Genomic DNA, 19,150 nt, shown 5'->3' on the forward strand with positions numbered 1-19,150 from the left:
TGTAATCTTTTACGGCCCGTAGCTTCACTTCTGGTAATATTCCTCTAGGCATAATAAAACTCCCCTCCAGATAAACAGTTTTATTATTTCAACTGTCTACCTAAAGGGGAGCATATCATCCTGCTTTGCAGGATTCTTTTTTAATTTAACCAGGAAATAAAAGTTCCTGGTCAAATAAACTTTAATAAATCACGATCGGGAATCCGGCCTCTACATTTTTATAAATGGTAGCGGCAGCAGAATATGGCAGGTTGACACAGCCGTGAGAACCATTGCTTCGGTAGATGGAACCGCCGAAACTGCTTCTCCAGGTGGCGTCATGCATGCCCTGATTGCCGTTAAATGGCATCCAGTAAGTAACGTCGGAACTGTAGCCGCTTCCGTTGGCGTTGGTGCCGGTGAGGGTTGACGGGCTTTGTTTATAAGTAAGGGCATATACACCTGTGTAGGTATCATAGGTACCGGCTGTTCCGGTAACGCAGGAGGTGTTGAGAATACACTCTCCGTCAACATAGAGCCAAACTTCCTGGTTGGAGATACTGATCTCCACATAGGAATCACCGATATCATCCTTGGCGGAATTCCGGCATCTTGCGGTATAGGAGTATACCGGTTCTCTGGTGACAGTTTTTCCGTTGGTGATGTTTTTGATCAGCTTAGCCTTTTCACCGTCAAAATAAATCTTCCACCCGTAATCGCCGCCGTAGGCGTTGATGGTCTCCCCGGAAGAAGTGGTAAATTTTCGGGAAGCTCCCATGGTGTTATATTTGCTGCCGAGTTTTTCAACATAATCACCCACTTTGCTGTCATCGAGGGTGACTTCAAAATCATCGGAAATGTTCACCCAGTCCTTGATGGTGTTGTAATCGACGGTTTCCGTGGTGTAGCTGAAATCATAGGTGATATTGCTGGAGCCGTATTTGTTGGCTGCGGCAAGAGCGTTCTGTACGGCTTCGTCATTTTCATAGTAATTCGGAAGCTTGTAAAGATTCTCTTTCTCCAGATTGATAACAGTAACGCCGGTGGCAAGGCCTGTCTTTATGGCGTCCAGAAGCTGTTTTTTCTTTACGGTGTTGCCGAGTACTTCCGGAACAACCTCAAACTGTGTCTCTCCGGCCTGTATGTAGGCATCCTGCGGAGCCACCACATTTGCTGCGTCGAAACATTCCAGATTATCTACAACCTCGGCCAGCTTGTCTTCATCGAAGGTCACGTCCAGGGTAACGGTGTGATCCTCTTCGCCGAAGAAATGAGTAACCCAGCTCCATGGGCTCTGTGCACGGAAGAGATCGGAAATCTGTGAACCCACGGAGATGACAGTGTCAATGTCCTGCGGGTCGATGATCTCTGTACGTTCTTTCTCTTCCAGAGCAATTTTGTGTGATTCCAGATCCTCGGTGAAAGTCCGTTCTGCTTCGTCGAGGGTCATTCCGCCCAGGCTGACGCCGTTTACATACATATCGCGGTAAAAATGGTCTTTATAATGGTAAACACCGATTCCGTAAGCCAGAACGATGATAACAAAAACAGCGCCGATGATCCATTTGACAGGAAGGGAGGACTTTTTCTTTGCCGCGGTCTTAGCCTGGGTCCGCCTTCCGCCCTGTGGTTGTTTTGTTTGCTTTTCCTTTTTCATGAGTACATCCTTTCATGTGTGACATTAGTTAAAACCGGTATTCTCTTTTTGATCATGATAAGAGAACAACTCCCCTCTATAGGGCAGCAAATCTCTGTAAAAAGGCAAAAATACAGATTTTAGCCACCATATATTATAGTGCATACAAAAAGAAAATGATACCGGTCAAACCTTACAATTATGTTAAGACTTTGTGATATGTGACAAAAAATCTTTTACCTCCTCCGGCGTGCGCTGGCTCAGGCTGGAATTATGAAAACGGGAATCCATGGTGACGTCTTCGCCGAACCAGTCAGGAGCTTTGTAGCTGTTGGCGGCTTCGATGTCCGGAAACTCAATTTCTGCCATAATGAAACCTTCGTAAGCACCGTGGAACACATCAAGCTCGATCAGATATCCGTGGGATTCCGGAATCTTATAGCGGGTTTTTTCTATTATAATGCCATCAGTTTTGGTGGCAAGATGAGAGAAGCTCTCCCGGGAAAGAGGCATTTCCACCTCTTCTCTGGCGAGAAGGCCTTCGGATTTTACTGTCAAAATATAATCCTCATTCTTCTGCCGGATACGTATGACCGGACTGGTGCAGACATAGGCCTGTGAAATGTGATCATGAGGATAGGAATCCAGATCTTCTGGAAGATGCCGGATCAGATATTTTCGTTCGATTTCCATCATAACCTCTTTTCCTCCGCCGATGAGCGGAAATAAAAATATAATATACTGAGATCTTTCTGCGGCAGCAAAATGATAAATGTATCCCCCGCAGAGAATATATATCAATTACAATAGTATACCGGATTTTTGTAAAAAAGGAAACCATGAATTTATTATGGCTGACCTTGATTAATATGTCTTTTTAGGCTATTATTTAAGGAAGCGTTATAAGAAAACGTCTTATAATATATTTGCAGGAGGTTTATTCATGAGTTTAGTATATGTATTTTTTGCAGATGGATTTGAAGAAGTGGAGGCGCTCACAACCGTGGATTTATTGAGACGGGCCGGTGAGGATGTGCGCATGGTTTCTATTATGGGAAGAAAGACTGTGACCGGTTCCCATAATATTTCCGTAGACTGCGATATGGTTTTTGAAGAGATTGGAAAGACAGCAGACCTTCTTGTCCTTCCGGGCGGACTGCCGGGAACAGATCATTTGAGAGAACACAGAGAACTGGCGGATCTTCTCACAGAACAGTACCAGGATGGACGGTATGTGGCAGCCATCTGTGCGGCCCCTTCCGTGCTGGCAGGACTCGGATTCCTGAAGAACAGAAAGGCAACCAGTTATCCGGGATGTGTGGATGCGTCTCAGTGCGGCAGCTATGTGGAAGAACCGGTGGCAGTGGATGGAAATGTCATCACCAGCCGGGGTGTCGGCACGGCGATTCCTTTTGCTCTTGCGCTGATCGAACTGCTGGAGAGCAAAGAAGAAGCAGAGAAAATTGCTGCCCCCATCGTGTACCGGTAAGCAGGAGGAATACATGAACCAGGAAAACCAAGTCGGCTTTTTCAGGCGGTATTTTATCGCCTGTTTTCAGCCGGGAAAATATAAGTTACTGCTGGAGAAAAAGACAGGCAGCCATGTGATCTATATGATTCTTCTCGTTGCCTTCCTGCTGATCGTGGATACATTGATTCCATTTGGAGCGTGGATGACCAGTGTGGGTGGATTCAGGAATCTCTTTTTAAATCGTCTGCCTGCATTTACTCTGGAAGACGGAACCTTTGAGATTGAGTCGCCCATTTCTTTTGAGATTGGACAGGCCATTCGGGTGGAGATGAATTCGGATGTGGAAAAATACACGAAGAAGGATTTTGAGGAAGAATACCAGGAAGAGATTCTGGTGAGCCGGACCAACGTGCTGATCCGGGCCGGAGAGAGGGGATCGGATCTGCAGCTGTCTTCTCTTGGGAATATGTATCTGGACAATCAGGTGCTGACAGCGGCGATTCCGGCGCTCATGGTGATGCTCGTGTTTTATTTTCTGATAATGTTCGCGTCCAAAGCTGTGCAGTATGCGGTGGTCGCTCTGGTGTACGGTTTGATCTGCCGGGTGGGTGTGCGCTCGCCGGAGGGAAAGACCATTTCCATCGGAGATTCTTTCTGGATCGCGGTGTATGCCAAGACACTCTTTGCCATCATCGCCAGCGTGAATTCCAGTCTGGGATATCCGGTCAGCAGTTTCTGGGTATCTGTTATTTCTATTGTGATCGTGATGAGCTATATGTTTAAAGCGGAGGTTTCCGTTCTGAAACCGGAGACTTCCTGAAAGGGGAGATATTATGTCTAAAGTGATTATGGTGACCGGCGGCAGCCGGAGCGGAAAAAGTGTGCTTGCGGAGAAAAAAGCGATAGAGTATGGCAAGAGAAGCGTACTGTATATCGCCACGGCAATTCCCGTTGATGAGGATATGAAGGAGCGGATCCGGATTCATCAGGAACGCCGGGATTCCGAGTGGGGCACCTACGAAGGATACCGGGATCTGGGTGAGGTGGTCAGCAGCACAGAGAAAGATACGATTCTTCTGGACTGTGTGACCGTACTGATCACCAATATCCTCATGGAAGACGAAAAAGATTTTGATAAACTGAGCAGCCGGGAGATTGAAGATCTGGAAGCGCAGGTGATGATGGAACTGAGCAACATTATCAAAGGTGCAAGAGACGGCAATAAGACGTTGATTCTTGTGACCAACGAAGTGGGAATGTGTGTTGTTCCGTCCTACCGCCTGGGACGTATCTTCAGTGATATCACCGGGAAGGCTAACCAGCTCATCGCTTCATTGAGTGATGAGGTCTACATGTCTATCAGCGGCATTCCGCTGCGTCTGAAATAGGTGGTTTCATGAAAAAGAGAAAAAGAAGTCCTCTGTCTGCCCTGATTCTGCTCATTTGCCTGGCTGTTGCCGCCTTTTCCGCCTGGAAACTTTACGGATATTTCCGGGGATACAGGGATGGAGAAAAAGAGTACGAGGAGCTGACCCAGTATGTGGATACCTCACAGCAGGGGGAGACAAAGAAGGGCAAAAAGGACAAATGCCCGATTACCGTGGATTTCGAATCCCTGCGCGCCATCAATGAAGATATTGTCGCGTGGGTCTATATCCCGGATACGGGCATCAATTATCCGGTGGTCCAGGGGGAGGATAATGAGTATTATCTCCATCATACATTTGAGAAAAAGGAAAATTTCTCTGGAGCCATCTTTATGGATATCACTTGCCGGCCGGATTTTTCCTCGGACAACAGCATTTTATTCGGGCATAATTTAAGAACCGGGGAGATGTTCGGCGAACTTAAAAAATTATATGATACCGACTACAATGAAGAGGCTGATTACCGGAAGCATCCGGTCATCTGGGTGGTGACGCCTGATGCGGCCATGGAATACCGGATTTTTGCTGCGAGAGAAATCAGTGTGGAAAAAGACACGGATGTGTATATGGTGGATTTTGCGCAGGAAGAAGAGTACCAGGCGTGGATGCAGAAGCAGAAGGAGGCATCCATGTATGAGACGGATACGGATATTTCTTCCTATGAGCCGATGCTTACGCTTTCCACCTGTACTTCTGATACGGAGGACGGCCGTTTTGTGGTGCAGGCTGTCCGGATTCAGAGAAGTGCGCAATAAATATGATCGTAATGGAAAGGAAATGTGATGTGGAGAAAATTATGGAATTCTTCCGGCTGGAAGGTTCTGTGCTGTAATGTTATAACTGCTCTGGCTCTCAACCTTTTCCTGGAATGGATGGAAAGAAAATCCATAAAAGAAGTGCTGGCGTTTATCAACGAAAGAACTTACGTTTTTCTTTTTAACGCGGCCATTCTCTTTATGTTTCTTTCCATCGTACTGCTTGTCAGAAAGAAAATATTTGTGTACACAGTCATCACAGCATGCTGGATTTTAATAGGACTGACCAACGGCATAGTTTTGAACGGACGAAAAACGCCGTTTACCGCAGTGGATCTGACTGTGGCAAAATCTATTCTGCCGGTGCTTAACAGCTATCTCGAGCTGTGGCAGATTGTGATGCTGGTGATTTTGATGGTGGCGGCCGTTATTTTTCTGGTCTGTCTGTGTCTGTATTCTCCGTCCAGCGGAGAATCCTTTAACAGGCGGGTCAATGTGCTGCTTGAGCTGGTACTGCTGGTTGCCTTTGGAATATTTGCCTATGTGGGCGTGGGAAAGGGACAGCTGATCAGCAAGTTTGATAACCCGATTAACGGGTACAAAGATTACGGCGTTGCCTACGGGTTTTGTGTGACGGCTCTGGATACCGGCATTGACCGGCCGATCAATTACAGCCGAGACAGGGTCAATAAACTGAAAAATAAGATGGCTGACCTTCTTTCTGAGGAGGAAGCGGAAGAAAATGCGGAGGACAGCAGAGAGCCTAATATTATTTTTATCCAGCTGGAATCCTTTTTTGATCTGTCCCAGGTGAAAAATCTGGATATTTCAGAGGATCCGATTCCGTTTTTTCATCAGCTTCAGGAAAATACCACTTCCGGGCGGCTGCGGGTGCCGGTTTATGGAGCCGGAACCATCAATACGGAGTTTGAAGTCATCACTGGAATGAGTACAGCTTATTTCGGTACCGGAGAGTATCCTTATCGAAGTGTTCTCCAGAAGAAGACCTGCGAGAGCATTGCCTACTGGCTGAAGGATCTGTCTTATGAGAGCACAGTGATTCATAATAACAATGCATCTTTTTATGACCGCTATAAAGTATTTTCCAATTTGGGATTTGATAATTTTATCACCATTGAAAACATGAAAGTAAAAAGCTGGACGGAGGCCGGCTGGGCGAAAGATGCGGTGCTTACCGATTACATCCTTGATACCATGGAAGAGACGGCTGAGAAAGATATTATTTATACCATTTCTGTCCAGGGACACGGAGATTATCCGACATCCAGCCAGGAGGGCTCGGAGATTCAGGTGACCGGCGAGGGATACAGCGAATCCTATCTGAATCAGGTGACATATTACGCCAATCAGATTCATGAGATGGATGCATTTTTGGAAGATCTCATCGGAAAACTGGAAAACTGCGGAGAGGATACCATGGTCATCGCTTATGGGGACCATCTTCCGGGACTGGATTTTGAGACGGATGATCTGAAAGAAGGCAATAAATATGAGACCCCATATTTTATCTGGGATAACTTTGGTTATAACAGCAGCCACAAAAAAGAAGAGTCAGAGAACCTGAAGGCCTGGGATCTGGCTTCCAAAGTTCTTTCCCAGGTAAACATTCACAGTGGAGTGATCAATCAGTTCCATCAAACTATGAAGGGGACCAGGAACGAGGGTAAGAACCTGAAGCTCCTGCAGTACGACATGCTTTACGGTGCGGATTTCTCCCATGAAGGGGAAGAGGAACTGGAGCCTACAACCTTGTGTTATAGTCTGAAGCCGGTCGAGGTGACAAAAGTCAAGGAAGATGACGGAAAATATTTGCTGCTGGGTGAGAATTTTAACGAATACAGTCGTGTGTACATTAATGGAATTCTGACCAATTCCACGCTGAAGAGCGATAAAGTTCTGGAAATCAAGGCCAGCGCATTGAAGGACGGAGATGAAATCACGATCCATCAGGTGAGCAAGACCAATAATAATATTACGCTGAACAAGTCTGAAGTATTTACCTTTGATCTGTCTCAGGCAGAACCGCTGTACAGGGATGATTCCTGGCAGAAAGCGGAGATCGATGACGAGAACATAGATATCTCATCGGAAAAATGAGTCTTAAAAATAAAAACAGACAGCCGCCGGATTTCATTCCGGGATATGTTTCTGTCGGGACAGTAGAATTTCCACTGTCCTGCAACACATTTCCTGGAAGAGAAATCCGGCGGCTGTTTTATTTCTGGTCTTCCTCCCACATACAGCTCATGAAATTTTGCTGTAATTCTTTATAGTAGGTGCGGCTGACCGGAATCTGGGTGCCGTCCGATAAAGTACAGAACTGACGGTTCATGGTGATGATATGTCTGCAGTTGACCAGAAAACTTCGGTGAGAGAAGCAGAACCAGTTCTCTACGGTATCTTTCAGATCGTGCAGTTTTTCCGTAGTTTTGTAAGAAGCATCTCTGGTATGAATCTCCGTATTTCTGAGCACCCGTTCCATGTAAAGGATATCTTTTTGAGGGATACGGGCGGAACTTTTTCCAAACTGAATGGAAAGATAAAAATGTTCCAGTTCCTTCAGACGGGCGATGGCCTTATGCAGCGCCTTGGGCAGATAGGTGTCTATCTGACTTTTCAGGATAAAATAAATGTGAGAAGATTCATAAACCTGCGATGCGTAATCTACATAATTGGTAATATAAATAATCTGGCAATCCGGAAGCACGGAGGTGATATCCTTGGCGGTCTGGATTCCGGAAGAATCCCGCAGTTCAATGTCCATAAAGACAATCTGCGGTTCCACTTTTTGTTCCCGGACGGCAGTTAAAATATCGGCGGCATCAGAAAAAGAAAGAACCTGCGCTTCCATGGGACTGCACTGCTCGATTTTCTGACTTATTTCTCTTGATGCGATGGGGTTGTCTTCACAGACAGCAATCGTCAACATGAAAAAGCTCCTTTCTGTTTCGTTTTTATTCTTCATAGATAAAGGACACTGCAGATGGATATTTTTCGCATTACAGTGTTAAAAAGCCACTATTATTATACTAGAATTTCAAAAATTAAGAAACAGAAAAAAGGTGCAAATATGTCAGACTTTTATAGAAAATGTTGGATATATTTTCTTGCCTCATCATTGCGCCCTTCTTTCAGAAGAAGCGAAATGACCTGAAGATGACCTGTAACATCGTGATGCTGTTTACGTAATAAAAAAGTCTTTTTACGCAGTTGATCAAAGTCGGACATATTTTGTTCCAGGATTTTCTGCTTCTTTCGGTGAACATGGAAATTTTTCAGGATGCGCTGCAGTTCCCGGGCACCCTGGAAGAAGAGCACGGAAGATAAAAATATTCCTGCAAATACAAAGAACCAGCCTGCGGCGCCCATGTGTTCCGGAAATACATAAAGGACGCCGGTACCGATGAAAAAGGCAACCAAACCTAATTTGAATAGTGTATGTAAATTCATTTTCTGTATATAGTTGTTCCAGAGAAGAACAGCGAAAGGAGTGAAAATCGTCTGCACGATGACCGGAGGGAAAATGAACAAAAAAAGGCGGACAGGGTCATTTTCCGGCGCGATCGTATTGGAAGAAATATTCAGCTCAAGCCCCAGAGAATAATTCACCAGATAATAGGCAATGCCCATGGTCAGTTCGATGCAGCCGGCATAGAGAAGGACAAACATGGTATTCTCAACATGGCGCAGGAAGCTGCCCTGGTACAGGAGCATACCTGCGAGAAAAGGGGAGAGGAACAGAATGATCTTATAGGATGCGGTGGTGACCTCTCCGGTCAGGAAAGTATAAAACAGGGGAATCAGTAAAAAAGGTATACTGAGTCCAAAAGGATGCCGGACCCGGGAGCGGGGCTGCATGGTCCTGACAGTGTAATAATATACGGACAGCTGATAGATAATATGAGATACGGCAAAAGACGCCACAAATAACTGAGAGGAAGATAAGTGCAATGTCATGGGAAAACTCCTTTGATATAAGTGTATTTTATGTGCGGGCGCCGGCAAAGCGTTATAGGAACATTACCGACAGTATGGCAGTTAAGTAAAATCGATCATGATATCGGAGATAAATGTATCCCCGTGATCCTGCCACTGACAGACGCCGTCTCTCTTGCGCACAATTTCTTCGATGATGGACAGACCCAGTCCATGGTAGAATGTATCGGCCTTTGTGGTTGTATGGTCAAAGACCACAGCCGGATTTTTGGTGTTTTCCATATGGATAAAGAGAAAATTATTCTTGTAGTCGATGGAAAGTCTCAAAAAGGGGGACGGCTGACCGGAAGTCTCACAGCTTTCAATACCATTGTTAAGCAGATTGAAAAAGAGGCTGATAAAGGTGGGAGCCGGAATCCCGATTTTCTCAGGGAAAAGAATATCACAGGAAAAAGTGATGCCGAGATTGTGACATTCCGTTTCCTTTCCATGAAGGATGACATCCAGAATATCGTTATCACAATAATGCTTATAACGTACGCTCTGAAAAGAAGAAGAAAAATCACCGCAGACGTGGCGGGCCTCCTCCAACTGTCCGTTTTCCAGCAAATGATCGATCTGCCGCAGATGTTCTTTTACATCTTCCATCTGTCTTTCCATATCTGCCTGGGAGGTGCGCAGACTCCGTTCCTGCCGGAGAGCAGCCCTGCGCTGCATTTCCAGATATTCCACATTTATCTTTGCGTAAAACTCCCGCAGAGAGATAAAGATAAAAGCGACAATGAACAATATAATAATGACGTAAATAAAGAAGAACAGCACAATAGAAATGTGCGTCCGGTACACATAAAGATAGTAGGCGAAAACGAAAAGCGGTATGGTCAGAAGCAGGGCTGCCAGGAGAAGACCCACCCGCCGGAGTTTCTGTTTTGATGTTGTCTTATCATTGGTACTTTTATCCATGGAACCCCTCCCGCTTTTGGTAGAATGAAATGATAAACGTATCACTGTACGTTTTTTTATAAATCAAATACCATTATAATCGATATCAGGAAAAGAGAAAAGGGAAAAATAAAGGAATAAACGAGATAAAAAGAGCGGTCTTGCTGCCGCTCCATTTACTCTGACTGGGCAATCGGGAAGAAGATGCAGATCTTTTATAAAATTTTCAAAAGTTCACGAATATACTTTTGTGCCTCTACGGTTTTCCCCTCTGTTAAAAGATAGGAAATCGTCTGCAGATGCCCGGCGATATCGTGGCTCTGTCGTCGTAAGTGCAGATTCCGTTCTTTCACAGCTTTGTAATTGTCCAGATTTTTATAAAATATTTCTTTTTCTTTCTGGTGCAGATGAAAGGACATGCGTATCTGATGGATTCCGCGGAAGAAGAGAAGAATCGAAAGCAATGTTCCCAGAAAGACAAAAATCCACCCGATTTTTCCCATAAACTGTGGAAAAACATACAAAACACCACTGCCCGACAGCGATGTGGCCAAAACGAGCTGAATCAGTATCTTCAAATTAATATATTGCACCGCCGTTTGCCACAGGCATATGAAAAAAGGCATAAGAAGAATCTGCATTACAATGGGCAGACCGATAAAAATCAGTAAATCCACAGGATCATCCTTCGGGACAACAGGGTCTGCGGCAGAATGAACCTCTTGTTGAAGAAGAAACATCAGAGGATAATACAGAAGCCCCATGACAAACTCAACAATCCCCAGGCAGATCACGATGAAAAAATAATTTCCCAGACGCCTCCAGAAACGTGCTTTGTAAAGAAATATGCTGGCTGCCAGAGATGTACAGTAAAAAATAACCTTGAAAAAAGGGGACTGTGCGTCACCGGTAAATCCTGTATACAAAAGAAGAATGCCCAGGAAGGGGAGACTGCGCAGAAAGGGCCTTTTTACAGAAAAACGTGTTGTAAGCGTCCGGCTGAAAAAGAAAACCATGGATGCCGCATAGCAAAGATGTGCGAACAGGTAGATGAGAGTGTTCAGTTGGGATGCGGAAGCGGTAAGTGTGGGTGACAATGGGGAGCTCCTTTCTTATCATTTGCTCTGAGAATTTTTTTGGTGTTCAGTCGGCGGCGTATTTATCTCCTGCTTCAGCTCCTCAATATAAGTAAGCGCCTCTTCTGTTTTCCCTTCCGATATGAGGTAAGAAACCGCCTGCATGTGCCCGGTCAGGTCATGATGTTGTTTTCTAAGTTGAAGGCTTTCTTCCTGCTGTTTTTTGAAATCAGTCAGATGTTGTTTTAAGAGTTTCTGCTCTTTTTCCTGAAGATAGGATTTGCGGAATAATTTTTGGAGATTGATGATGCCCAGAAAAAATACGACTATGGACAGGAGTAGGCAGAGAAAGGCCAAAAACCATCCGACACGGCCAAATAAGTCGGGGAAAATATACGGGACACCGCTGAAACTGATGAAAGTCAGGAGACCAAACTGGATGATGAGTTTCAGGTTGATTTTACATAAATATTTTTTCCATACGATAATTGCCAACGGTGTCAGCAGGAACTGGATGATAACGAAGGGGATTCCCGTCAGGCACAGTTTCTGGATGTCATGGGTGGAGGACAGAGTATTTGGGATAAAAGGAATACCGAAGCAAAGTTCCAGAATACCAATACAGTAAATATATACCAGTATATTTTCTGCCAACAGAGAATACGCAACGCCAAAGAAAAAATTACCGATGCGCTGCATGACCGTCTCTTTGTACAGAATTATGCATGCCAGAAACATGGAGCCGTACAGGAAGAAAATGTGAGTGGGAGAGTGCACTTCTCCGGTAACTACTTTATAGCAGACTGGAATCAGCAGAAAAGGAAGGTTCTGTAGAACTGGATGAACTTTGGAAAAACGAGGGGTCAACGTGTGGCGGTAGTAATATAAAACAGAGGCTTCATTTAATGCATGGGAAATAGCAAAAAATATGAAGTATGGTTCAAAGGGGGAAGTTTTTGGGAACATAAATACTCCTTTCCGGGAAAATATAGAAATCTACAAAATTACCATGAAAATATTACATTGCTATCGGTATCGCAGCATAATATCAGATACAAAAGTAATCTCTTTGTCCTGCCAATGACAGGACCCGTCCCGCTGCCGGGCGGTTTCTTCTATAATGAGAAGGCCGAGACCGTGAGAAAAAGTATCGGGTTTGGTGGTGGTATGAGTAAACGTTACAGAAGGATTCTTTGAATTTTCCATGCGAATCAGCAGAAAATCTCCCTTGTAATTTACAGAGAGTTTCAAAAACAGATTTTCCTGCCCGGAGGAAGTACATCCTTCTATACCATTATTCAGTAAATTAACAAATAAACTGATAAGGACAGGGGCTGGCAGCTGCATCTGTTCAGGTAAAAGAATTTGGCAGGAAAATGTGATGTCCAGTAAGTCGCACTCTGCTTTTTTTGTGTGGATAATTACATCGAGGATGTCATTTTTGCAGTAATGTTTATAGCGGGTTCCCTGAAAATAAGAAGAAAACTGTGTACAGAGTTTCCTGGCATCTTCTGTTTTGTTTTTCTTCAAAAGGAGTTCCAATTTCGTAAAATGAGCAAGAGCAGTAGACATTTGTTCCTGCATTTGCTTCTGTGACTGAAGAAGGAATTGTTCTTGCCGTTTAGCGGCAATTTCCTGCGCCTGCAGATAATCATTGTCGATTTTTTTATAATATTCCTTTAACGAAATGTACACATATGCGCCGATAAAAAAGATAGGGATGGAATACACCAGGGTAGAAATGTACACCAGAGTATAATCCTGTTCTGTAAAATCCTGGTAGGTATAAAAGTAAAAAATAGTCAAAGCTGCCGCAGTGATCAGCGATAGGATTGCGAAAATAAGACATTTTAATAATTGCTTTTTTTGCTTTTGATGTTTTGATATGGATTTCATATGATTTTTTGTATCCCCTTATATGGAAATAATGCTTCCGACAATGTATATATCTTTTTAGACGGAAACAATACATCCGACAATATCTGTAAAATTTCAGCAAATTTCTTAAAAGGATTATACATGAGTCCGGGGTGGCTTTGCAAGGAAAGGATGTAAACAGTAGATTTACCCTTTATGAAAAGGAAGACAGCAGGTGGAAAATTAGCATAATTGTACAGAATATTTTTATGTTAGGAAAGAAATATTTGTGTTATACTTTACATATATAAACGAGATAGAAATTTGTAAAAATAAAACAATTATGTAAAAAACAGTTGTTTGAGTGGCGGCTGTGAGATATAATTGTATTGTCTTTAAGGAAGACAATACCCGGGAAACCGGAGAAAGGAGGAAAAATGAGCGATATAATGACAGAAAAAGAAATGCAGACGGTCAAAATGTCTACATTATATCAGTTACGGCTGATTATTGCCAATGGAGAAAAAGAGGAATATACGAAGGACGAAATCGTTGAGCTTTTGGATAAGATAGCAATGGCAAAAGAACAGGAATAGCAGAAAAAGAAAGTAACATACATATGATAAGGATAGAACAGGAGCAGAAAAATCTGAAAGTTGTATTTTCCTGCTCCGTTTTTTATATCATATGAAGTTTCATTTATATAGAGTCTTATTTATATGGATTTAAATGGATTTTCCCAGATCATAGGCCTGCTGTAATTCCGGTTTTCCGTTGATATCACCCACATCTCCGTTGCCTCCGGCAAGGACGTGGCCGAGGTTGGTCCACTGCAGATGTTCCATGAGATGATCGTAATAAAGAAGGACGTCATCGAAGCCATGGCCTTCTGCTGCGTCAATCCTGGCAGATCTGGAAGTTTACTTCCAAACTTTATAATTTCTATGTAATCACAGTTTATCTGCCAACGCAGCGGCCCGGGCACATCCGTCTGTCTTTTCAATATCGCCCACATTTAACACACCCGGAACGAGAACTTCACCGAACATATCCCACTTGAGCAGGGCTGCGGAACGCTCGACAGGAATCCGGACGCCGTCTAAGACGGTGACATCGTTTTCTTCGCAGCAGGCGATCAGGCCGCATTTCTTTCCGGCGATATCTTTTCCGGCAACACAGAAAGAATAGATATGGTCAATGACACATTTAATCTGTGCCGGAATGGAATACCAATAAACCGGCATGGTAAGGACAACGGCATCGGCATCAAGGATTTCCGGGGCGATGATATTGAAGTCATCATCAAAAGAACAGGCTTTGCCGGTTTTGAAACAGGTTTCGCAGGCATGACATCCGCCCAGATTCATCATGGCGGCGTCAAAACGGACAACAGAGTGTCCCTTGCTTTCGGCAGCTTTGATGAAGGCGTCTGTCATGGCAAAGCTGTTACCGTCTTTTCGTGGACTTCCGGTGATTACAACGATTTTTTTACTCATTTCATTTTACCTCCTGATTGATTTTGTAGTGCTGTGATATTATAATCATAGCAAGAATAAAACAAAAAACAAGTACGCACATTCAGGTGCGATACTTACATTGGAGATATATACTTATAATTAAGTAAGATACTTACCTGAAGGTAAGTATTCTGCCGCAGGTGCGGGCGATGTGAAAGAGAAAGGAGAAAACATATGGGAGAGAGATGCATTTCCAATGAAAGCCTCAGCAGCACAGGTTTCAGTTACACGCTGTCGCTGATCAATGGGAAATACAAAATGACGATTCTGTATACGCTGATGGAGTTCGGCGTCGTCCGTTTTAACGAGATGAAAAAATATATCGGCGGGATATCCTATAAAACTCTCAGTTCAACGCTGAAAGAACTGGAAGCGGATAAGCTGGTTCACCGGGAGGAATATCCGCAGATTCCGCCTAAAGTAGAATACAGTCTCACAGAGCGGGGCAAATCTCTGATTCCGATTCTGGACGGGATGTGTGAGTGGGGAGATAAAAACCGCCTGTAATATAAAAGGGCAGTCCTTGTGCTGTCGGAGAAAAGAAAGGAGAAATTGTATGAAACAACAAAATGTAGTGAAAAAACTTACAATCCTGGCTGTTTTGGTCCTGGCAGTCTTCGGTACATTTCTTATGGCGAAGCCTGTGCGGGCAGCGGAGAGTGGACAGGTGACGGTGACCGGCTATCGGTCATACAGCTATGCCTGGCAGGTGCTCTCTCTGGTGAATCAGGAAAGGGCAAAGGTGGGGCTCCCGGCTTTGACCATGGATCAGGAATTACTGGATGCTGCCATGCAGCGGGCGTATGAGACGGCCGTATATTATTCTCATACAAGACCGGACGGAAGAGCGTGTTTTACGGCATCGAGTCTGACCGTGGGAGAAAACATTGCCGCCGGTCAGTTCAGCCCGGCCCATGTCATGAACTCCTGGATGAACTCAGAGGGACACAGAGCGAATATCCTTGATACAGGTTATGCCAGCATCGGTATCGGCGCAGTCGAAGTCGATGGCAGATACTATTGGGTGCAGTGCTTTAGCGGAGCGACGTCACAGGAAGCAGACAGGGGAAATTACACGGATGGAAATGCGTCTGCGGCAGTATCGTTTGACCAGAATGTTGCGCCAATCCGCATAAGCCCGGGGAGCAGCACCATAAACCTTGGCAGCGGCAGCACGGCTTCCCTCACCTTTTCGGGAGTCTTCGGAACAATCCCGGTGACAAACCGGACGCTTCTGTTCCAAAGCTCCAATCCGGCGGTCTGCACCGTGGACGCCGGCGGCAATCTTCGCGGCGCGGGCATCGGCACGGCAACGATCCGTCTGCTCTCACCAACCGACGGCAGCGTTCTGTCCTCCGCAAATGTGACCGTAACCCTTGATTTAAAGGAGACCTCCATCAAAAAATTGACGGCCGGCAAAAAGAAAATAACTATCAAGTGGAAGAAACAGAAGAAAAATACAGACGGCTACGAAATCCAGTACTCCACAAACAAAAAATTCAAAAAAGCTGTCAAGACGGTGACTGTCAAAAACAACAAAAAGAACACGAAGACGATCAAAAAGCTGAAACGCGGAAAGAAATATTACGTGCGGATTCGTACCTACAAAGATGTATCTTCCAATGGGCAGACCATTCGCGTGTACTCTGACTGGTCAAAAAAGAAGGGTGTGAAGGTGAGATAGGAGATTATGGCCGGAAAATGAAAAATACCTTGGTGAAAATGTAATGGTAGAACCATATAGATGAAAAAGACCTGTTCCATTCTCTGAGCTGCTCCCAAAAAAATTGGAATAAAATTCCAACAATCGGGAGGACAGTTCAGAAAATGTGCAGGTCTTTTTGCTACTTTTTAAGTTATAGCTTTTTGATTATATTTAATTATAATTGAAAGCTTAATTTAGAAAAATCAATAAAGCAATCGTCGTAAATGCCAGCTTTTATGATGTTATGAAAAGAATGTTCCGTCATATTTTCGTGTTCGAAATTATATACCAGAATTCGACTTTTGTCCGGATCGACAATCCAATATTCCCGAACCCCGGCGGTGCGGTATTTAAAGAGTTTAGTATAATAGTCCATCCGGTGGCTGCTGGACGAAACAATTTCAATGATCCAGTCAGGCGCACCGACACATCCTTTATCAGTGAGTTTATTGTTATCGCAGATGACACTGATATCTGGTTCCACATAATTCTTTGCATCCTGATTGAGAAAAACAGCAAAAGGAGCAATGTCAATCTCACAATTGCCGCCTTTTTGATCAATATAATCGGCGATAGCCCGGCTTAAAGAAAGCAAAAGCCGTTGGTGTTTACGGGATGGAGGAGCCATGTAATATATATGCCCGTCTACTAATTCAGCGCGGGTGTTGTCCGGAAGAGAATAGATATCTTCAAGGGTGTAAAGTTGTTCCTGAGCAAATGCCATAGATGAATCCTCCTCTCTGGATGATCTAATAAAATAGTAAAAGATAGTTTATACAAAACAATAAGAAAAAATCAATATAATAATAAATGCCTGTTCGAAAATGGGCCTGTTTTCAGTATATCATAAACAAAGAAAAGGGAGCAAGTTTCCCGCCGATTATTTCTTATAGAAATCCCCATGAGGATATGATACAATTCAAGTAAATTGGGTAACCGTTCAGCTATGTGTCCGGAAGAGATGGCATAGCTGAATGGATTAGTTACTGGTGCACCGAGCCGCCAAAAATATTTGATTATCGACGCGACAGAATATATAATCGGGAGGGATAGATATGACATACGAAGAAGTAATGAAACAGGCAAGGTTTGAGGTGGGCCCATACTGTAAGGTCTGTCCGGTGTGCAACGGCCGGGCTTGTAAGAACCAGATTCCGGGGCCGGGAGCCAAGGGAATCGGTGATGTGGCCATCCGGAATTATGATCAGTGGCAGCAGATCCGGGTGAATATGGATACCATTGGAGAAAACGTGGAGCCGGATACCAGCATTGAGCTGTTCGGCAATAAGTTTGCTTATCCGTTTTTTGCGGGGCCGGTAGGTGCCATGCGGCTTCACTATGGGGATAAATACGATGATGAGGAGTACAATCAGATTCTGGTTTCCGCCTGTGCCAAGTATGGTATTGCCGCTTTTACCGGAGACGGAACGGACCCGAACGTATTTCAGGCGGCTGCCAGGGCCATTAAGGACAATGACGGAAGAGGAATCCCGACCATCAAACCGTGGAATATGGAGACCATCCACGAGAAACTTGATCTGGTGTTTGAGAGCGGCGCCATGATGGCGGCCATGGACATTGATGCGGCGGGACTGCCGTTTCTGAAAAATATGGAGCCGCCGGCAGGCAGTAAGACCGTGGAAGATTTATCCCTGATCGTTCATGACGCGGAGCGTCCGTTTATCATCAAGGGAATCATGACGGTGAGAGGCGCCAAGAAAGCCTACGAGGCCGGGGCATCCGCCATTGTGGTGAGTAATCACGGCGGCCGGGTACTGGATCAGACACCGGCTACAGCAGAAGTGCTGGAGGAGATCGTGGAATGGAACGAAGGCCGCATGAAGATCTTTGTGGACGGCGGTATCCGGACGGGTATCGACGTGTTTAAGGCGCTGGCCATGGGCGCCGATGCGGTACTCATCGCGAGACCGTTTGTGCAGGCGGTGTACGGCGGACAGGAGGAAGGCGTGCGGCTGTATATCGAGAAGCTGGCTGCGGAGCTAAAGGATACCATGGCTATGTGCGGAGCGACGGATATCCAGAGCATTTCCCGCAAGATGATCCGCAGATAATTTCGCTGGCAAATGTATTCGGAGGGTGTTTCCAGAGAAAATACAAAGGTTCTTCTTAGGATTACGGAAGACGAAAGGGACAGGTGAAGAAAATGCAGAAAAAAGATACAGTGGTTTTTGATTTGGACGGCACTCTGCTGGATACGCTGGATGATCTGAAAAACAGCGTTAATTATGCCCTGGAGAGCAATGGTTATCCGGCCCGGACGAAAGACGAGGTTCGGCGGTTTGTGGGTAACGGTATTTTGCTGCTCATGCAGCGGGCGCTGCCTTCGGGACAGGAAAATCCGGATTTTGACAAAGTATTTTCTTGTTTTAAAGAACATTACGGAATCCATTGCAACGACCTGACGAAGCCTTATGACGGAATCATGGAGTTGCTGGAGCTGCTGAAAGAAAAAGGCGTCAAGATGGCCATTGTCTCCAACAAGGCAGATTTTGCGGTGAAAGAGCTCAGCGAGATTTATTTTAAAGGAATTATTCCGGTGGCCATCGGCGAGAAAGAGAGTGAAGGCATCCGGAAGAAACCTGCGCCGGACACGGTCATGGAGGCGCTGCGTCAGCTGGGAAGTACCACGGAACATGCGGTCTATGTGGGAGATTCCGAGGTGGATCTGGCCACGGCGAAGAACTGCGGTATGGATTACATTTTATGTGAATGGGGCTTCCGGGAGCGGGAGAAGCTGGAAGAGCTGGGCGGAAAAGTCTTCGTGAAGAAGCCGTCGGAGATCGCGGATCTTATTTTGTAAATTTTAT

General features: G+C 44.9%; 21 protein-coding genes. 11 read left to right on the plus strand and 10 right to left on the minus strand.

Annotation, left to right across the window (positions count from 1 at the left end):
• Positions 1 to 181: 181 nt before the first annotated feature.
• Positions 182 to 1,636 carry a L,D-transpeptidase family protein gene (locus B5E53_RS14325; RefSeq protein ID WP_087316222.1) on the minus strand — a complete coding sequence of 485 codons (1,455 nt, stop codon included), beginning with the start codon at positions 1,634 to 1,636 and terminating at the stop codon, positions 182 to 184.
• Positions 1,637 to 1,819: 183 nt separating this feature from the next.
• The gene (locus B5E53_RS14330; protein WP_343215664.1) at positions 1,820 to 2,311 is read right to left on the minus strand and encodes a CYTH domain-containing protein; all 492 of its coding nucleotides are present in this window, start codon (positions 2,309 to 2,311) and stop codon (positions 1,820 to 1,822) included.
• Between the two features lie 247 nt (positions 2,312 to 2,558).
• Between B5E53_RS14330 and B5E53_RS14335 the strand changes: the two genes are divergently transcribed.
• The 5 genes from B5E53_RS14335 to B5E53_RS14355 are packed head-to-tail and all read left to right on the plus strand — an operon-like array spanning position 2,559 to position 7,386.
• Positions 2,559 to 3,104: a DJ-1 family glyoxalase III gene (locus B5E53_RS14335; protein WP_087316224.1), complete on the plus strand. Its 546-nt coding sequence runs from the start codon at positions 2,559 to 2,561 to the stop codon at positions 3,102 to 3,104.
• A 13-nt stretch (positions 3,105 to 3,117) separates the two neighbouring features.
• Positions 3,118 to 3,906, plus strand: a complete 789-nt coding sequence (locus tag B5E53_RS14340) for a DUF1189 family protein (RefSeq protein WP_087316226.1) — start codon at positions 3,118 to 3,120, stop codon at positions 3,904 to 3,906.
• 13 nt (positions 3,907 to 3,919) lie between these two features.
• Positions 3,920 to 4,474, plus strand: a complete 555-nt coding sequence (gene cobU, locus B5E53_RS14345; protein ID WP_087316228.1) for a bifunctional adenosylcobinamide kinase/adenosylcobinamide-phosphate guanylyltransferase — start codon at positions 3,920 to 3,922, stop codon at positions 4,472 to 4,474.
• A gap of 8 nt (positions 4,475 to 4,482) precedes the next feature.
• Entirely contained in the window at positions 4,483 to 5,268 is a 786-nt protein-coding gene (gene srtB / locus B5E53_RS14350; RefSeq protein ID WP_087316230.1) for a class B sortase, read from the plus strand.
• Between the two features lie 27 nt (positions 5,269 to 5,295).
• Entirely contained in the window at positions 5,296 to 7,386 is a 2,091-nt protein-coding gene (locus tag B5E53_RS14355) for an alkaline phosphatase family protein (protein ID WP_087316231.1), read from the plus strand.
• Between the two features lie 118 nt (positions 7,387 to 7,504).
• Here B5E53_RS14355 and B5E53_RS14360 read toward each other — a convergent pair whose 3' ends face one another.
• From B5E53_RS14360 to B5E53_RS19325, 4 genes are all read right to left on the minus strand, one after another.
• On the minus strand, positions 7,505 to 8,218 hold the full coding sequence (locus B5E53_RS14360) for a LytTR family DNA-binding domain-containing protein (protein ID WP_162611928.1): 714 nt from the start codon (positions 8,216 to 8,218) through the stop codon (positions 7,505 to 7,507).
• A gap of 152 nt (positions 8,219 to 8,370) precedes the next feature.
• Positions 8,371 to 9,246 (minus strand): Spo0B domain-containing protein, encoded by an 876-nt coding sequence (locus B5E53_RS14365; RefSeq protein WP_087316235.1) that lies wholly within the window; start codon positions 9,244 to 9,246, stop codon positions 8,371 to 8,373.
• 81 nt (positions 9,247 to 9,327) lie between these two features.
• Entirely contained in the window at positions 9,328 to 10,188 is an 861-nt protein-coding gene (locus tag B5E53_RS14370; RefSeq protein ID WP_087316237.1) for a GHKL domain-containing protein, read from the minus strand.
• Between the two features lie 194 nt (positions 10,189 to 10,382).
• Entirely contained in the window at positions 10,383 to 10,670 is a 288-nt protein-coding gene (locus B5E53_RS19325; RefSeq protein ID WP_162611929.1) for a hypothetical protein, read from the minus strand.
• A gap of 222 nt (positions 10,671 to 10,892) precedes the next feature.
• Between B5E53_RS19325 and B5E53_RS19330 the strand changes: the two genes are divergently transcribed.
• Positions 10,893 to 11,261, plus strand: coding sequence for a hypothetical protein (locus B5E53_RS19330; protein ID WP_162611930.1), 369 nt, complete (start codon positions 10,893 to 10,895; stop codon positions 11,259 to 11,261).
• Between the two features lie 21 nt (positions 11,262 to 11,282).
• Here the strand turns inward: B5E53_RS19330 and B5E53_RS14380 are convergent, their stop codons facing one another.
• A complete protein-coding gene (locus tag B5E53_RS14380; protein WP_140401508.1) occupies positions 11,283 to 11,942 on the minus strand; it encodes a hypothetical protein in 660 nt (219 codons plus the stop codon).
• A gap of 327 nt (positions 11,943 to 12,269) precedes the next feature.
• Positions 12,270 to 13,049 carry a GHKL domain-containing protein gene (locus B5E53_RS14385; RefSeq protein WP_162611931.1) on the minus strand — a complete coding sequence of 260 codons (780 nt, stop codon included), beginning with the start codon at positions 13,047 to 13,049 and terminating at the stop codon, positions 12,270 to 12,272.
• 488 nt (positions 13,050 to 13,537) lie between these two features.
• On the opposite strand from B5E53_RS14385, the gene B5E53_RS19335 reads away from it, so the two are divergent.
• Positions 13,538 to 13,696 (plus strand): hypothetical protein, encoded by a 159-nt coding sequence (locus B5E53_RS19335; protein ID WP_158097063.1) that lies wholly within the window; start codon positions 13,538 to 13,540, stop codon positions 13,694 to 13,696.
• A gap of 354 nt (positions 13,697 to 14,050) precedes the next feature.
• Here B5E53_RS19335 and B5E53_RS14395 read toward each other — a convergent pair whose 3' ends face one another.
• Complete coding sequence (locus tag B5E53_RS14395; RefSeq protein WP_087316244.1) at positions 14,051 to 14,596, minus strand: flavodoxin family protein; 546 nt, start codon at positions 14,594 to 14,596, stop codon at positions 14,051 to 14,053.
• Positions 14,597 to 14,791: 195 nt separating this feature from the next.
• On the opposite strand from B5E53_RS14395, the gene B5E53_RS14400 reads away from it, so the two are divergent.
• Together B5E53_RS14400 and B5E53_RS14405 are read left to right on the plus strand one after the other, a co-directional pair.
• On the plus strand, positions 14,792 to 15,124 hold the full coding sequence (locus B5E53_RS14400) for a helix-turn-helix domain-containing protein (protein ID WP_087316247.1): 333 nt from the start codon (positions 14,792 to 14,794) through the stop codon (positions 15,122 to 15,124).
• Positions 15,125 to 15,173: 49 nt separating this feature from the next.
• Positions 15,174 to 16,301: a CAP domain-containing protein gene (locus B5E53_RS14405; RefSeq protein WP_087316249.1), complete on the plus strand. Its 1,128-nt coding sequence runs from the start codon at positions 15,174 to 15,176 to the stop codon at positions 16,299 to 16,301.
• Positions 16,302 to 16,497: 196 nt separating this feature from the next.
• Here B5E53_RS14405 and B5E53_RS14410 read toward each other — a convergent pair whose 3' ends face one another.
• Entirely contained in the window at positions 16,498 to 17,046 is a 549-nt protein-coding gene (locus tag B5E53_RS14410; RefSeq protein WP_087316251.1) for a Uma2 family endonuclease, read from the minus strand.
• 331 nt (positions 17,047 to 17,377) lie between these two features.
• Here B5E53_RS14410 and B5E53_RS14415 point away from each other — a divergent pair, with 331 nt between their 5' ends.
• Both B5E53_RS14415 and B5E53_RS14420 read left to right on the plus strand, forming a co-directional pair.
• A complete protein-coding gene (locus tag B5E53_RS14415; protein ID WP_087316253.1) occupies positions 17,378 to 18,394 on the plus strand; it encodes an alpha-hydroxy-acid oxidizing protein in 1,017 nt (338 codons plus the stop codon).
• Positions 18,395 to 18,486: 92 nt separating this feature from the next.
• A complete protein-coding gene (locus tag B5E53_RS14420; RefSeq protein ID WP_087316255.1) occupies positions 18,487 to 19,143 on the plus strand; it encodes an HAD family hydrolase in 657 nt (218 codons plus the stop codon).
• Positions 19,144 to 19,150: the final 7 nt, after the last annotated feature.

This window comes from Eubacterium sp. An11, assembly GCF_002161065.1.
Lineage (GTDB): Bacteria > Bacillota > Clostridia > Lachnospirales > Lachnospiraceae > Anaerobutyricum > Anaerobutyricum faecale.

What these genes read in the sequence shown, in the direction of transcription:
- B5E53_RS14335 (WP_087316224.1), top strand. Translation starts at nt 2,559, where the DNA reads ATGAGTTTAGTATATGTATTTTTTGCAGATGGATTTGAAGAAGTGGAG.
- B5E53_RS14360 (WP_162611928.1), bottom strand. Translation starts at nt 8,218, where the DNA reads ATGTTGACGATTGCTGTCTGTGAAGACAACCCCATCGCATCAAGAGAA.
- B5E53_RS14365 (WP_087316235.1), bottom strand. Translation starts at nt 9,246, where the DNA reads ATGACATTGCACTTATCTTCCTCTCAGTTATTTGTGGCGTCTTTTGCC.
- B5E53_RS14395 (WP_087316244.1), bottom strand. Translation starts at nt 14,596, where the DNA reads ATGAGTAAAAAAATCGTTGTAATCACCGGAAGTCCACGAAAAGACGGT.
- B5E53_RS14420 (WP_087316255.1), top strand. Translation starts at nt 18,487, where the DNA reads ATGCAGAAAAAAGATACAGTGGTTTTTGATTTGGACGGCACTCTGCTG.
- B5E53_RS14380 (WP_140401508.1), bottom strand. Translation starts at nt 11,942, where the DNA reads ATGCAGCGCATCGGTAATTTTTTCTTTGGCGTTGCGTATTCTCTGTTG.
- B5E53_RS14410 (WP_087316251.1), bottom strand. Translation starts at nt 17,046, where the DNA reads ATGGCATTTGCTCAGGAACAACTTTACACCCTTGAAGATATCTATTCT.
- B5E53_RS14325 (WP_087316222.1), bottom strand. Translation starts at nt 1,636, where the DNA reads ATGAAAAAGGAAAAGCAAACAAAACAACCACAGGGCGGAAGGCGGACC.
- srtB (WP_087316230.1), top strand. Translation starts at nt 4,483, where the DNA reads ATGAAAAAGAGAAAAAGAAGTCCTCTGTCTGCCCTGATTCTGCTCATT.
- B5E53_RS19335 (WP_158097063.1), top strand. Translation starts at nt 13,538, where the DNA reads ATGAGCGATATAATGACAGAAAAAGAAATGCAGACGGTCAAAATGTCT.
- B5E53_RS19325 (WP_162611929.1), bottom strand. Translation starts at nt 10,670, where the DNA reads ATGGGAAAAATCGGGTGGATTTTTGTCTTTCTGGGAACATTGCTTTCG.
- cobU (WP_087316228.1), top strand. Translation starts at nt 3,920, where the DNA reads ATGTCTAAAGTGATTATGGTGACCGGCGGCAGCCGGAGCGGAAAAAGT.
- B5E53_RS14340 (WP_087316226.1), top strand. Translation starts at nt 3,118, where the DNA reads ATGAACCAGGAAAACCAAGTCGGCTTTTTCAGGCGGTATTTTATCGCC.
- B5E53_RS14355 (WP_087316231.1), top strand. Translation starts at nt 5,296, where the DNA reads ATGTGGAGAAAATTATGGAATTCTTCCGGCTGGAAGGTTCTGTGCTGT.
- B5E53_RS14415 (WP_087316253.1), top strand. Translation starts at nt 17,378, where the DNA reads ATGACATACGAAGAAGTAATGAAACAGGCAAGGTTTGAGGTGGGCCCA.
- B5E53_RS14400 (WP_087316247.1), top strand. Translation starts at nt 14,792, where the DNA reads ATGGGAGAGAGATGCATTTCCAATGAAAGCCTCAGCAGCACAGGTTTC.
- B5E53_RS14330 (WP_343215664.1), bottom strand. Translation starts at nt 2,311, where the DNA reads ATGATGGAAATCGAACGAAAATATCTGATCCGGCATCTTCCAGAAGAT.
- B5E53_RS14405 (WP_087316249.1), top strand. Translation starts at nt 15,174, where the DNA reads ATGAAACAACAAAATGTAGTGAAAAAACTTACAATCCTGGCTGTTTTG.
- B5E53_RS14370 (WP_087316237.1), bottom strand. Translation starts at nt 10,188, where the DNA reads ATGGATAAAAGTACCAATGATAAGACAACATCAAAACAGAAACTCCGG.